This window comes from Oleiphilus messinensis (assembly GCF_002162375.1).
Classification (GTDB): Bacteria; Pseudomonadota; Gammaproteobacteria; order Pseudomonadales; family Oleiphilaceae; genus Oleiphilus; species Oleiphilus messinensis.
Map to the genome: position 1 here is coordinate 2,202,701 of NZ_CP021425.1, position 13,579 is coordinate 2,216,279.

Genomic DNA, 13,579 nt, shown 5'->3' on the forward strand with positions numbered 1-13,579 from the left:
TTGTTCTCAAATTTTTACGTGTTGAAGGCTTGGTGCGTTGGGGGTATTTGCTCCAGATCACTGGATTGATTCGATATAGCTTCGAATCCGGCGGGCTGCCGTTTCACATTCCTCGACACCTGCCACCAGCGCCATCCTGATTCTGTTTTCACCGGGGTTGATGCCAGAAACAGTTCGCGACAGGTAGCGTCCAGGCAAGACGGTGACGTTTTGCTGGGCGAACAGTTCCTGAGCAAAGCGCTCATCGGAAATTGGCGTTTTCGGCCAGAGATAAAAGCTGGCATCTGTTTGTTCGATGCTCATTACCGGTTCCAGGATTTCCAGCACTCGTTTGAACTTTTCACGATACAGGTCGCGATTCGCTTTTACATGGCTCTCATCGGACCAGCAGGCGGCCGATGCAAGTTGGTGTTGAATTGGCATCGCGCAGCCATGGTAGGTTCGATACAGCAAAAACTTTTCGATCAGTCCGGCATCTCCGGCGACAAATCCTGAGCGCAAGCCTGGCAGGTTTGAACGTTTGGATAAACTATGGAAGACGATGCAGTTTCTGAAGTCATGCATGCCCAGATTTGCACAGGCTTCCAGGAGACCAACAGGCGGCTTGTCTTCGTTACAGTATATTTCCGAATAACACTCATCTGAAGCGATGATAAAGTTATGTTTTTGTGCCAACTCGATCAGGTATTTGAGGGTTGGTAATGGAATGACAGATCCTGTTGGATTGCCTGGACTACACAGAAATAGTATCTGACAGGATTGCCAAGCAGTATCCGGTACTTGCGCAAAGTCTGGAATAAAGTGATTTTCAGCGAGGCAAGGTATGTAGTCCAGTTCAGCTCCGGCCAATATAGCAGCGCCCTCATAGATTTGATAGAACGGATTTGGCGAGACGATTGATCCTTTCCGGGTTCGATCTGTGGCGCTTTGAGTGAACGCGAATATTGCTTCACGGGTACCGTTCACGGGGAGTACGTGACGTTCGGGATCTACAGAGCCATGCTGTAACTTGAAGCGGCGCTCAAGCCATATGGAAATGGCATTGCGTAACTGGGGAAGACCTTTGGTCGTGGGGTAGCTTGAAAGGGCCCCAATGTTTTTGATCAATTCATCGACGACAAACTGGGGGGCAGGGTGTTTAGGTTCACCAATGGATAGTGCGATGTGAGCGAGGTTTGTTGGTGGCGTAACCTGTGCCTTCAGTTTGGTAAGCTTTTCGAAGGGGTAGGGGTGAAGCTTGCTTAAGTCAGGGTTCATGATCAATATCTTGTTTAAGTTCAAAAAAAGTCTGTGTTGGTCTGTGCGGCTACCGGGGTCTCAGCTCATTAGGTCTGCTGGATTTGCATTCCTTTATTCCGCCCTGACCTGCTCATCCAGTTGCTGGCAGATTTCTCGCGCCAGGGATGTGCATAACTGGGGATCACTAATCGGGCTACCATCTGCCATCGTGATAAAAAACACGTCCTCGACGCGCTCGCCCAGTGTTGCAATTCGAGCCGCAACCAAGGAAACGTTGAAATCCAGCAGAATACGCCCGATTCTGGCGAGCAGGCCGGGGCGATCCGGTGTGATCACCTCCATAATCGTCCGTTGATTGATCGTGTCATTGCTGAAGGTTACTTCAGTCGGAAATGTGAAATGTTTTAGCTGGCGTGGTGTACGCCGTTTGATGATCGAGGGGTAGTCTTCCGGGTCATCCAGTTCGTCGATCAATCGTTCGCGAATTCGCTGTTTTCGTTCTGAATCACCGGCCAGGGGTTGGTGATTTTCATCCAGAACAATAAAGCTGCTGAGGTTAAATGGGCCTGAGTCTGCGCTGATCCGGGCATCCAGGATATTGAGGTTTACTTGCTCCAGTACTGCGGTAGTGGCAGCAAATAAATCGAGGCTGGACTTCACATAGATCATAATCTGGGTTGATATCTCCTGGCCTGCATTGGATATATCCCGAATCAGAATAAGCGGAATGCTGGGGTCGCCATGGCGCAAGATCGCTGCGGTCTGCCAGGCGATTTCGGAGGTCGAGTCCTGCAGGAAATAATCATCTTCAATCTGATCCCACAGCTGCATCACTTCTTGCTCGGTATAGTGTTGCGCAACCAGTGTTGTTAATGCTTCTTCTTTAGTGGCTTGTATCCACTCGTTTCGATCGATTGCTTTTTCAACACCGCGACTGAGCACTCGTCGCGCTTCGAGGTAGAGTTGTCGTAACAGAGAGGCGCGCCAGCTATTCCAAAGGCTCGGGTTAGTTGCCTCAATGTCGGCTACCGTCAGTACGTAGAGATAGTCCAGGTGCACCAGGCTCGGTATCTCCCGTGCAAATTGATAGATAACATCAGGATCCTGAGTGTCCTTCCGCTGGGCGGTCATTGACATAAGCAGGTGATGTTTGACCAGCCAGGAAACCAGTTGGGTGTCTCGTTGGCTCAGGTGGTGCCTGGAGCAGAATGCTTCAACGTCTCTCGCGCCCAGATCAGAATGGTCCCCGCCTCGTCCTTTGCCAATGTCATGGTAGAGCCCGGCGATGTATAGCAGTTCCAGTTTGGGCAGGCGTCTGATTAAACGGGTGGCCAACGGGAAGTGCTGTTTGGAGTTAGGGTCTCGAAACGAGACCATGTTTTTAATCACCCGAACCGTGTGTGCGTCAACTGTATAGATATGAAACAGGTCGTGTTGCATTTGCCCGATAATTTTGCCGAATTCAGGCAAGTAACGCCCTAACACATTGTAGCGCTTCATAAACGACAACGTGCGGTGCAGCGCGTGGGGTGTCTTCAAGAGTTCCATGAAAAGCGTTGTGCTGGCAAGGTCGTTGCGGAATTCCTTGTCAATCAGGTGGCGATGAGCGCGTATAGCGCGAATGGTTGTCGCACGAATACCCTTAATCTGCGGGTTTTGTGCAATGAGAACGAAAATTTCCAGCAGAGCGTAAGGGGCATAAGCAAAAACCCCATTGTTGTTTGCCTCAATATACCGATTACGGACAACAAAGCGCTTGTTCAGTCGAGTGACTTCATCATCACTGTAGCTGTTCTTGATAATGGCTTCATCAAAATATTGCAGCATGACATCGGTGAGTTCGGCGAGTGCGAGCACGACGCGATAATATTTTTGCATCATGATTTCAACGCCGAGCTTGCGTTGGCTGTCTCTGTAGCCCAGCATTTCGGCGAGTGCACGCTGATGATCAAAGAGGAGACGGTTTTCGTTGCGTCCAGCGATAACTTGGAGTCCGTACCGCATCTTCCAGAGAAATGTTTCACCGTCCCTGAGCATTGCGTACTCTTCATCGGTGAGGAATTGATACTCGGAGAGTTGGTCTTTTTCGGTTATGCGAAAGTGACGTTTGGTGATCCAGCCGATGGTTTGAATGTCCCGCAGTGCACCGGGGGAGGATTTGAGGTTGGGTTCCAGGTTATATTCTGTATCGCCAAATTTCTCGTGGCGGATTTTTTGTTCTTCCCGTTTACCGACAAAATAGGCTTTGTCTGAATATACTTCATCTGTAAACACGTGTTCATTGAGCGCATCGCGCAACGCCTCAGGACCGGAAATCGTTCGGGTTTCAAGGAGGTTGGTGGCAATGGTAAGATCTTTTTGTGCTTCGCTCACACACTCTGTCAGGGTTCGAACGCTTTGGCCAATGTCAAGGTTGAGATCCCATAACAGTGTTATGAATCGGGAGATTTGGTCTTGCTCGTGCTCGTTTAGCGCCAATTTTGATACGATCAGCAAGTCGATGTCGGAGTGCGGGTGAAGTTCGCCGCGGCCATAGCCCCCGACGGCCAGTAAGGCGACGTTGTCAACTCTGTCCCAGTCAAAACCAAGCCACAATTGAGTGAGTACGAAATCCATAAACTGGGCTCTGGCTCCAACCAGTGCCCGCACATCGTCTCCCTCACTGAAGCGCTCGTTAAAGAGGCTGCTGGCGGTCTGAAGTGCCGACTTTACGATACCAACAGGAGATGTCGCGCTTGCGATATCTTTTTGCAGTGTGCTTTGCAATGTCTCAATTGCAAGCTGCGTTTCCGGGGATAAGGGCTCAGAGAAAGCTGGGGTTGCTGCACCATTCATAAATGTTTTCGTATCGATTAATTCAACAGGCCGAAGAGTTCATGTTTTTCATTTCGCCTCAAAGGCCCCAATAGGCGCGTTCCTCTTCTCTGAGGGTGAGAATTTCGAAGCCATCAGCAGTCACCAGAATGGTGTGTTCCCATTGTGCAGACAATTTATGATCTTTAGTCACGACCGTCCAGCCATCGGGCAGTAGCTTGCTGTGTCGCTTACCCATGTTAATCATGGGTTCAATGGTGAAGGTCATGCCTTCTTTGATAGCCATGCCTGTGCCCGGTGTGCCATAGTGAACAACCTGAGGTTCTTCATGGAATGTAGCGCCGATGCCATGGCCGCAATACTCCCGAACGACGGAGTAATGATTTGATTCAGCGTGCTGTTGTATGACGTGACCGATGTCGCCGAGTTGAGTACCTGGTTTCACTAGCTCGATTCCCTTGTACATGCACTCTTGCGTTATACGAACCAGTCTCTCTGAAGCGGCATTGGGTTTGCCCACAAAAAACATCTTGCTCGTGTCGCCGTGATAGCCATCTTTAATAACCGTGACGTCGATGTTAATGATATCGCCACTTTTCAGTTTCTTCTTGTCACTGGGGATGCCGTGACAGATAACATGATTTACTGATGTGCAGATTGATTTTGGAAACCCCTTGTAGTTCAGGGGGGCTGGTATGGCCTGTTGAGTTTTGGTGATATACTCGTGACAGATTACATCGAGTTCTGCTGTCGTGATTCCGGGCTTTACGTAGTCTCCAATCATTTCCAGAACTTCTGCTGCCAGCTTGCCGGCTACCCGCATTTTTTCAACTTCGTCTGCTGTTTTAATCGTTACCTTCATTCGACTCTGATTTTCCATTCCTGTTATTGGCTGCAGCTGCGCATTGGCAGTGCAATCCGCAATATGTTCGTTAGGGGTATTCTAACCGGTTCGAGCAGGTTATTAAACTTTCAGCACCTAGAAACCGAGTAAACTGGTCAATCTTTTTGCTCGTACCCCGGTTCGAACGGGGGTGTATTATCGAATAGGGAAGGTGATCAGCTTCAAACATTACAGTAATAATACAGAAAATCTTTCTTATTAAGTGTGAGTATGGTATAAAGCGCGGCCTGAGTTTCGTACGCAAGAAAATTGTCTGCGACAAACTCAGAATAACACACATGCGCCGATATCAAGGTTCTGGGTGCCGGGTGGATTATTGATCAACAAGTCTGCAACTAAAATCGAGTAAGTTGTTGTTGGTTGTCCAGCGGGTTGAATCTTGAGGGTGTATGGAGGCCTAACCCATAGTAATAAGGTATTTAGCAATGGCAGAAGTAAGTATGAGAGACCTGCTCAAAGCAGGTGTACACTTTGGGCACCAGACTCGCTACTGGAACCCGAAAATGCGCAAGTACATTTTTGGTGCGCGCAATAAAATTCATATCATTAACCTGGAACACACTGTTCCTGCGTTCAATGATGCTTTGCAAGTTGTTCAGCGTATTGCTGAAAACAAGAATAAAGTCTTGTTCGTTGGTACCAAGCGTGCTGCAGGCAAAATTGTTAAAGAAGAAGCATCACGAGCAGGTATGCCTTACGTGAATCACCGTTGGTTGGGTGGTATGTTGACCAACTACAAAACGATTCGTCAATCTATCAAGCGTTTTCGTGAGCTGGAAGCTCAAGCTCAAGATGGTACTTTTGAGAAGTTAACCAAAAAAGAAGCGCTGATGCGTACGCGTGAGATGGAGAAGCTTGAGCGTAGTATTGGTGGTATCAAAGATATGGGTGGTTTGCCGGATGCATTGTTTGTGGTTGACGTTGATCACGAGCGCATTGCAGTTAAAGAAGCAAACAAGCTGGGTATCCCTGTTATTGGTATCGTTGATACCAACAGTGATCCAGATGGCGTAGATTACGTTATTCCGGGTAACGATGACGCGATTCGAGCGATTCAAATCTACGTTGGTGCTGTTGCGGATGCTTGCCAGGAAGGGACTTCTAATACAGCTACAACCGCTGACGAGTTTGTTGAAGTTAGCGATGATGCGACTCCAGAAGCTGAAGCAGAGTAAGTTTTGTTTGAGTTTGTCTGACGGTCAGTTGTTAAAGTGTTTTCAGTGGGCACTTAAAAGTGTCTGGCATGAAGCATGATGTTCATATTAATGCGGTATGCTGATCGTGAGACTGTGAGTTGTAAACGGATAAGGGGCTAGCGCCCCTTTTCTGTAACTTGGTCCGAGTATTCAGAAGGTCGCGCCTGATAGTTTTGATCTTTTGTGATCGATGAAGATCGTGGCGGGGTCTGATTGGTTTTTTGTATTTAGCGTTATAGTAGAGGGTTTGACATGGCCGCAATTACAGCAAGTTTGGTAAAAGAGCTCCGTGAGCGTACTGGCTTAGGGATGATGGAGTGTAAGAAGGCTCTGGTTGAAGCGGATGGAGACATCGATAAAGCAATCGAAGAGATGCGTAAAAACAGTGGTATGAAAGCGGCCAAAAAAGCAGGTCGTACCGCTGCAGATGGTGTTGTGCAAACTAAAGTTGCTGAAGACGGTTCGTATGGTGTTCTGGTTGAAGTTAACAGTGAAACGGATTTCGTTGCACGTGATGATAACTTCTTGAACTTTGTGAATACTGTAGTTGAGAAGGCTTTTGCGAACAAAGTCAGCGATATTCAGGCGTTGATTGATGACGAGCTGGAGTCTGCGCGTCAGGCTTTGGTGCAAAAAATTGGTGAAAACATCAGTGTTCGTCGAGTAGAGTTAGTTGAAGCTGTTGATGGCGTTGTGGGTAGCTACGTTCATGGTAACAGCCGAATTGGTGTGTTGGTTGCTCTGAAAGGTGGTACTGTTGATGTTGCGAAAGATATTGCAATGCATGTTGCTGCGGTGAACCCTCAGTATGTTAATACTGCGGATGTGCCTGCAGATGCAGTTGCTAAAGAGAAAGAAATTCTTTTGGCACAGCCTGATATGGCGGGTAAGCCTGCGGAGATTGCAGAGAAGATCATTGGTGGTCGTCTGAGCAAGTTCTTGGCGGAGATCAGCCTGGTCGAGCAGCCTTTTGTGAAAGACCCTGACCAAAAAGTGGGTGGTCTGGCCAAGAAGGCGGGTGCTGAAGTTGTTTCCTTTGTTCGCTACGAAGTGGGTGAGGGAATCGAGAAAGAAGAAGTTGATTTTGCTGCTGAGGTTGCTGCTGCCGCTAAAGGTAACTAAGTATCGGCACCACAAAATGCAATAGAATCGCCGCATGTTGCCTAGCGCAGCATGCGGCGATTTGCTATATACATTGTGCGTAATCTGAAACATGCGGTTTCTTGTGTCATCGTAACTTGCTCCCAGTGTTGTCGTGACTTGTTTCTTACGTGATCGTAACTTGAACGTGAATCTGTTTTTGTCACTATTGTCAAAGTTTGTTGCGATTGTTTGGTTCTAAGGACGATGTATCGAAAGTGCAGAATAATGCGTTTTCATATCGTTTTATATTGTGTTGATTCATGTTGGCTGTTGGGCTGGTTTCGGGGCGCTTTGTCGAAGTGGGCGAGCATTGCTTTGAACGGGCTGTGTCAACTCGATCCGTATTCGTCACACCGAAAGCATTTTTGAGCGTGTCGGGCTCGATAATCGCTGAATCGGTGAGTCTTGATGGTTGCTGGCTTCTCGTCAGACGACAGATTAATCTTATTCTATAAGGGAAAATAACCATGCCTGTTCCTTCTAAATCACAGCCTAAGTACAAACGTGTCCTACTCAAGCTCAGTGGCGAGGCACTGATGGGGGAAGAGGATTTTGGTATTGATCCAAAAGTGATGGATCGTATGGCGCTGGAAATAGGTCAGTTGGTCGGGATCGGGGTTCAAGTCGGGTTGGTTATCGGTGGTGGAAACCTGTTTCGTGGTGCGTCTTTGCACGCGGCAGGTCTTGATCGTGTAACGGGTGATCACATGGGGATGTTGGCGACGGTTATGAATGCGTTGGCAATGCGGGATGCCTTGGAGCGATCCAATATTTCAACTCGGGTTATGTCTGCAATACCGATGAGTGGGATAGTGGAGCACTATGATCGTCGTCGAGCCATTCGTGATCTCAAAGATGGTGATGTGGTTATTTTTAGTGCGGGTACAGGTAATCCGTTCTTCACTACTGATTCGGCTGCTTGTTTGCGAGGTATTGAAATCGATGCGGATGTTGTTTTGAAGGCAACAAAGGTTGATGGTGTTTACACTGCAGATCCAATGAAGGATCCCGATGCCCAGCGTTATGATCGTCTAACTTACGATCAAGTGCTCGATATGAAGCTCGGGGTAATGGATCTGACTGCAATTTGCTTGTGCCGTGATCACAATATGCCTGTGCGTGTGTTTGATATGAATAAAGCCGGTGCGCTTACCAATATTGTGGTTGGCTCTGATGAGGGAACTTTGATCGAGGAAGGCTAGTTAGAGATTCTTACTTTTCAGCGAATCCGACTTTAGTTGAAGGAAACATTCTGTATAATGCTGGATTGCCCTCGCAGTTGGGGAATTCAGCGAGATATTAAGAGGAATAAGCGGTGCTAAACGAGATCAAAAAAGAAACTGAAGCGAAAATGAAGAAAAGCCTGGAAGCATTGCATACGGCTTTCAACAAGATCAGAACTGGTAGGGCACATCCAAGCATACTGGATGGTGTATTCGTTTCTTATTATGGTGTCGATACACCCTTGAAGCAGGTTGCTAACGTGAATGTGGAAGATGCCCGAACGTTGGCGATTGTGCCGTGGGAAAAAAACATTGTGCCGGCAATTGAAAAAGCCATTATGACCTCTGACCTTGGACTTAACCCGTCCACCACGGGTGAAGTGATCCGTGTGCCTATGCCAATGTTGACTGAAGAAACCCGGAAAATGTTTGTAAAGCAAGCAAAGGGTGAGGCTGAAACGGGTCGGGTTTCCGTACGAAATGCGCGTCGTGATGCGAATTCGACGCTGAAAGAATTACTTAAGGAAAAAGAAATTTCGGAAGATGAAGAGCGTAAAGCTGCTGATGAAATTCAAAAACTGACCGACAAGTACATTGCCGAAGTCGAAAAAATGTTCCAGGACAAAGAAGCAGACCTTCTAGAAGTTTGATCAGGGAAAGCGCTCTGCCCATGTCTACTAAAATTTCAGCAGAAATACCCTTTGAAGGTGCTCAACGCCCAAAACACGTGGCTATCATTATGGATGGCAACAATCGTTGGGCCAAGGCGCGCAGTCAATTGGGTGTTTCTGGTCACAAAGCCGGTGTTGATGCAGTTCGAGCAGTTGTGGAGACTTGCGCGAGAGAAGGGGTCGAGGTACTGACGCTCTTCGCATTCAGCAGCGAAAACTGGCGTCGTCCGCAAGACGAAGTCAGTGCGTTGATGAAGCTTTTCCTGCTTGCACTTCAGCGGGAAGTCAAGAAGCTCCATAAAAATGATATCCGTCTTCAAATCATTGGTGATCGCAGTAAATTCAACCCGGTGTTGGTTGAGCATATGGAGCGCGCCGAAGCACTGACCCGAGACAATACCAAAATGACACTGGTGATTGCTGCAAATTATGGTGGCCGGTGGGATATTGTGAATTCTGCCCGAGCGCTTGCAGAGCAAGTCAAGTCCGGTGAATTGTCGGTCAACGATATCAATGAGGACGTTTTTCAGGCCGAGCTCTGTCTCGGCCAGCTACCAATGCCTGATCTACTTATTCGTACGGCTGGGGAGCAGCGCATCAGTAATTTTCTGTTATGGCAACTCGCTTACACAGAATTTTACTTCTCTGAAGTCTATTGGCCAGACTTTAAACATGAAGAGATGTTAAAGGCGTTGGAAGCCTACAGCATGAGGCAACGTCGTTTCGGTCAGACAGATGATCAGATCGCCGCGAAGAAATAGGCTTTGCTTTCCGCCTGTAGCTTTCCGTCTGTATATACGTCGTGAGGCTCTCCGGAGATTTAAGCGTATTGCAGTCAGGGGTCTGGTCCCGCGTGTGGGGTTCATTTTGAGGGAATGTGACTCGGAATCCCACACAAAATCAAAAACAGTGATTTAGACACGTGCTTAAACAACGAATTATTACTGCCTTGATTCTTGCGCCAATCGCGTTAGGTGGCATTTTTTTACTTTCTCCTCTCTATTTCTCATGGTTCATTGGCGGGGTGATTGTGATCGCGGCCTGGGAATGGGCCAATCTATCCAATGTTACCAATCAAGCCGCTCGCTGTAGTTATGCTCTGGTTATGGCTGGGCTGCTCCTCGGTTGTCAATTTCTCTCACCCGCTCTGGTGTTGACGCTCAGTCTCCTCTGGTGGTGCGCGGCGTTTTATCTTGTCAAAACGTACCCCAAAAATACTATTTTCTGGGCCCAACCTCTTGTTCGGTTAATTATCGGGGCGCTCGTCCTCGTTCCTGCCTGGAAAGGTCTCGTGTTTATTCGCACCAGTGATGTCATGCTGATGGATCGCGCTGGTGCACCAGTAGATGTTAATAGCCTATTGGTTATCTTTTATGTGATGATCGTCGTGTGGGGAGCCGACATCGGAGCGTATTTCGCGGGGCGTGCTTTCGGCAATAAAAAGTTGGCACCTTCCGTGAGCCCGGGGAAATCCTGGGCCGGTGTGTATGGGGGACTGATTGTAGTCGGGCTTTTGGCGATTGTTGTCGGGTTAATACTGCATCTCGATTCAAAAGATACCCTGTTGTTGTTGCTGATAACGCTCGTGACCGGGATTGTTTCCGTGTTGGGGGATTTACTGGAAAGCATGGTTAAACGTTTCCGGGGAATCAAGGATAGCAGTCAACTCTTGCCCGGGCATGGTGGGGTTATGGATCGTGTTGACAGCCTCACTGCTGCCGTCCCTGTATTTGCATTCGTCTGTTTGATGTTGGGCTGGTTAGGGAAATCGGTGGCTTTGTAGCAATGAAGAAAGTATCCATTCTTGGTTCAACCGGTTCGATTGGTGAAAGTACGCTGGCGGTAATTCGTGAGAATTTGGAGCAGTATCAGGTTCATTCGCTGGTTGCGAACAGTAATCTGGATGCGATGTACCGCCAATGTCTTGAGTTTGTGCCCGAATATGTGCTGATGCGTGATACTGCGGCGGCACAGACATTGAAGGCGTTGCTCCTGGAGGCGCGCGTCGAGACCCAGGTTCTGTGCGGTGATGCTGACCTGGAAGCGCTCATGGGGTCCTCTGAAATCGATTATGTCATGTCGGCGATTGTTGGCGCAGCAGGCCTGAAGCCAACCATGGCTGCGGTGGAATCCGGTAAGCGAATATTGCTGGCAAACAAAGAGTCTCTGGTGATCGCCGGAGAGCTGTTTATGTCAGCTGTGCAGCAATATGGTTGTGAACTCCTGCCGATCGATAGTGAGCATAACGCCATATATCAGTGCTTGCCCATTTCTGCAGGCAATCCTGTTGAGCCGATACGTAGAATTTTGCTTACTGCGTCCGGTGGACCATTCAGACGTTTCACTGCTGATGAGTTGGAAGCGGTGACACCGGCGCAAGCATTGAAACATCCAAATTGGGATATGGGGCCGAAGATTACGATAGATTCGGCATCGTTGATGAATAAGGGGCTTGAACTCATTGAAGCCTGCTGGTTATTCAATGTTTCTCCCGATGTCGTTGACGTTCATATTCATCCCCAAAGTATCATCCATTCAATGGTGGAATATGTCGATGGATCGATTCTGGCTCAAATGGGGAGTCCTGATATGCGAACCCCGATTGCCTATGGTTTGGGCTGGCCTGACCGAATTGAATCCGGTGTGCCTTCGCTGGATTTATTTGCCATGGCAGACTTAACGTTTGAAAAACCGGATATGGAACGTTTTCCCTGTCTGGCGCTCGCTGCGCAGGTCTTCAAGCGTGGCGGGACCGCGCCAACATTATTGAATGCTGCAAATGAAGTCGCAGTTGGACTGTTTCTAGAGAACCGAATACGCTTTACGGAAATACCTTCGGTTATTGATTATGTTCTTGATCGAATTATGGTAGAGCCTGTGGAATCGATTGAGCATATAATGGAGCAAGATCGCAACGCGCGGATTGTCGCCAGCCAGTATTCTACCCGGCGGGCGGTTTGATGTGCAGTGGTTCGTTTAATCGCAAAGGTAATTTGGACTAATTGAATCTATGGCTATTTTGGAACAAGTACTTGCACTCATTGTAACGCTTGGCATCCTGGTAACAGTCCATGAATTTGGACATTTTTGGGTTGCCCGGCGGTGCGGTGTGCGGGTTTTAAGGTTCTCGGTAGGGTTTGGTAAGCCGCTGGCAATGTGGAAGGATCGTACAGGCACTGAATTCGCGGTTGCGGCGATCCCTCTGGGCGGATACGTTCGTATGCTCGACGAACGTGAAGGCGAGGTACCTGAAGCCCTGAAATCAGAGGCATTTAACACTCAACCGGTCAAAAGTCGAATCGCCATTGCTGCCGCGGGACCGATTGCGAATTTCCTGTTCGCTATTGTTGCTTATTTTTTGATGTTTTTGTGGGGGTTCAATACCGTGGTCCCAATCGTGGGCGATGTCCGGGAGGACTCTCCAGCGGCAGTGGCCGGCCTTAAACAAAGCTTGGAAATTGTCGCAGTGGATGGTGAGGCAACCCATTCCTGGCAGGACGTAAACCTACAGCTGCTTTCCCGACTTGGGGACAGTGGTGTGATCGAACTTGAAGCACGCTTCCCTGATCAGGATTTGACCCATCGCTATTCGTTGCAAGTGAATCGGTGGTTGCATGGTCATGATCATCCAGATCCACTGTATGACTTGGGGATCAGACCTTACCGCCCTCCAGTTGAGCCGGTAATTGGTGAAATCATTTCGGGTCTTCCTGCGGATAGAGCGGGTGTGCAGGCCGGGGATAAAATAATCTCCATTAACGCTGAAGCCATCGCAAGTTGGTACCAAGTTGTTGATGTGATCAAGAGTGCGCCCGAGCAGGTACTTCAAGTTGAGCTGGAGCGAAACGGGAACCGAATCGGAATTGAGATCACGCCCCAAGCAAAGGCATCAGATGGCGGCCAACCTTATGGTTACATTGGTGCGGGGGTGAAACCTGTGACGGTCTCCTGGCCAGATGAGATGGTCAGGACAGTGCAATTAGGCGTATTTGAGGCTGTACCTGCTGCATTCGTCCGGACTTGGGAAGACGTTGCACTGACATTAAGTGCGATTAAAAAAATAATTGTAGGCAGTATTTCATTAAAGACGCTCAGCGGCCCCATCACTATCGCGCAGATAGCGGAGGAGTCTGTGAGTAATGGGGTTGAAGCATTTCTTCATTTTCTTGCATATTTGAGTGTTACGCTCGGTGTTTTGAACTTATTACCAATCCCTGTTCTTGACGGGGGACACCTTCTTTATTATTTTGCCGAACTTGTTCGCGGCAAGCCGTTATCTGAGAAAGTACAAATAGCAGGCTTGAAAGTCGGTGTAGCCTTGATCGTTTCGTTGATGGTTGTGGCTTTTTATAATGATATTTTGCGGATTTTATAAGCGTTGAGTTTAGT

At 48.3% G+C, this 13,579-nt stretch carries 11 protein-coding genes; 8 read left to right on the forward strand and 3 right to left on the reverse strand.

The annotated features are described in order from the left end of the window. Window positions 1–57 precede the first annotated feature (57 nt). The 3 genes from dapC to map all read right to left on the reverse strand — a co-directional run bounded on the left by dapC (window position 58) and on the right by map (window position 4,915). Window positions 58–1,257: a succinyldiaminopimelate transaminase gene (gene dapC / locus OLMES_RS09665; protein ID WP_087461074.1), complete on the reverse strand. Its 1,200-nt coding sequence runs from the start codon at window positions 1,255–1,257 to the stop codon at window positions 58–60. A gap of 93 nt (window positions 1,258–1,350) precedes the next feature. Continuing rightward, window positions 1,351–4,074: a [protein-PII] uridylyltransferase gene (locus tag OLMES_RS09670; RefSeq protein ID WP_087461075.1), complete on the reverse strand. Its 2,724-nt coding sequence runs from the start codon at window positions 4,072–4,074 to the stop codon at window positions 1,351–1,353. 58 nt (window positions 4,075–4,132) lie between these two features. Beyond that, on the reverse strand, window positions 4,133–4,915 hold the full coding sequence (gene map / locus OLMES_RS09675; protein ID WP_087461076.1) for a type I methionyl aminopeptidase: 783 nt from the start codon (window positions 4,913–4,915) through the stop codon (window positions 4,133–4,135). Window positions 4,916–5,382: 467 nt separating this feature from the next. Here map and rpsB point away from each other — a divergent pair, with 467 nt between their 5' ends. From rpsB to rseP, 8 genes are all read left to right on the forward strand, one after another. Beyond that, window positions 5,383–6,132, forward strand: coding sequence for a 30S ribosomal protein S2 (gene rpsB, locus OLMES_RS09680; RefSeq protein ID WP_087461077.1), 750 nt, complete (start codon window positions 5,383–5,385; stop codon window positions 6,130–6,132). Between the two features lie 273 nt (window positions 6,133–6,405). Next, a complete protein-coding gene (gene tsf, locus OLMES_RS09685) occupies window positions 6,406–7,275 on the forward strand; it encodes a translation elongation factor Ts (protein WP_087461078.1) in 870 nt (289 codons plus the stop codon). A gap of 488 nt (window positions 7,276–7,763) precedes the next feature. Beyond that, entirely contained in the window at window positions 7,764–8,498 is a 735-nt protein-coding gene (pyrH, locus tag OLMES_RS09690; protein ID WP_087461079.1) for a UMP kinase, read from the forward strand. A 113-nt stretch (window positions 8,499–8,611) separates the two neighbouring features. Then, window positions 8,612–9,169, forward strand: coding sequence for a ribosome recycling factor (gene frr / locus OLMES_RS09695; protein WP_087461080.1), 558 nt, complete (start codon window positions 8,612–8,614; stop codon window positions 9,167–9,169). Between the two features lie 20 nt (window positions 9,170–9,189). Next, window positions 9,190–9,951 (forward strand): isoprenyl transferase, encoded by a 762-nt coding sequence (locus tag OLMES_RS09700; protein WP_087461081.1) that lies wholly within the window; start codon window positions 9,190–9,192, stop codon window positions 9,949–9,951. A gap of 161 nt (window positions 9,952–10,112) precedes the next feature. Continuing rightward, window positions 10,113–10,973: a phosphatidate cytidylyltransferase gene (locus OLMES_RS09705; protein WP_087461082.1), complete on the forward strand. Its 861-nt coding sequence runs from the start codon at window positions 10,113–10,115 to the stop codon at window positions 10,971–10,973. 2 nt (window positions 10,974–10,975) lie between these two features. Further along, window positions 10,976–12,151 (forward strand): 1-deoxy-D-xylulose-5-phosphate reductoisomerase, encoded by a 1,176-nt coding sequence (gene ispC, locus OLMES_RS09710; RefSeq protein ID WP_087461083.1) that lies wholly within the window; start codon window positions 10,976–10,978, stop codon window positions 12,149–12,151. Between the two features lie 49 nt (window positions 12,152–12,200). Beyond that, window positions 12,201–13,565, forward strand: coding sequence for an RIP metalloprotease RseP (gene rseP / locus OLMES_RS09715; protein WP_087461084.1), 1,365 nt, complete (start codon window positions 12,201–12,203; stop codon window positions 13,563–13,565). The last annotated feature ends 14 nt before the right edge of the window (window positions 13,566–13,579 follow it).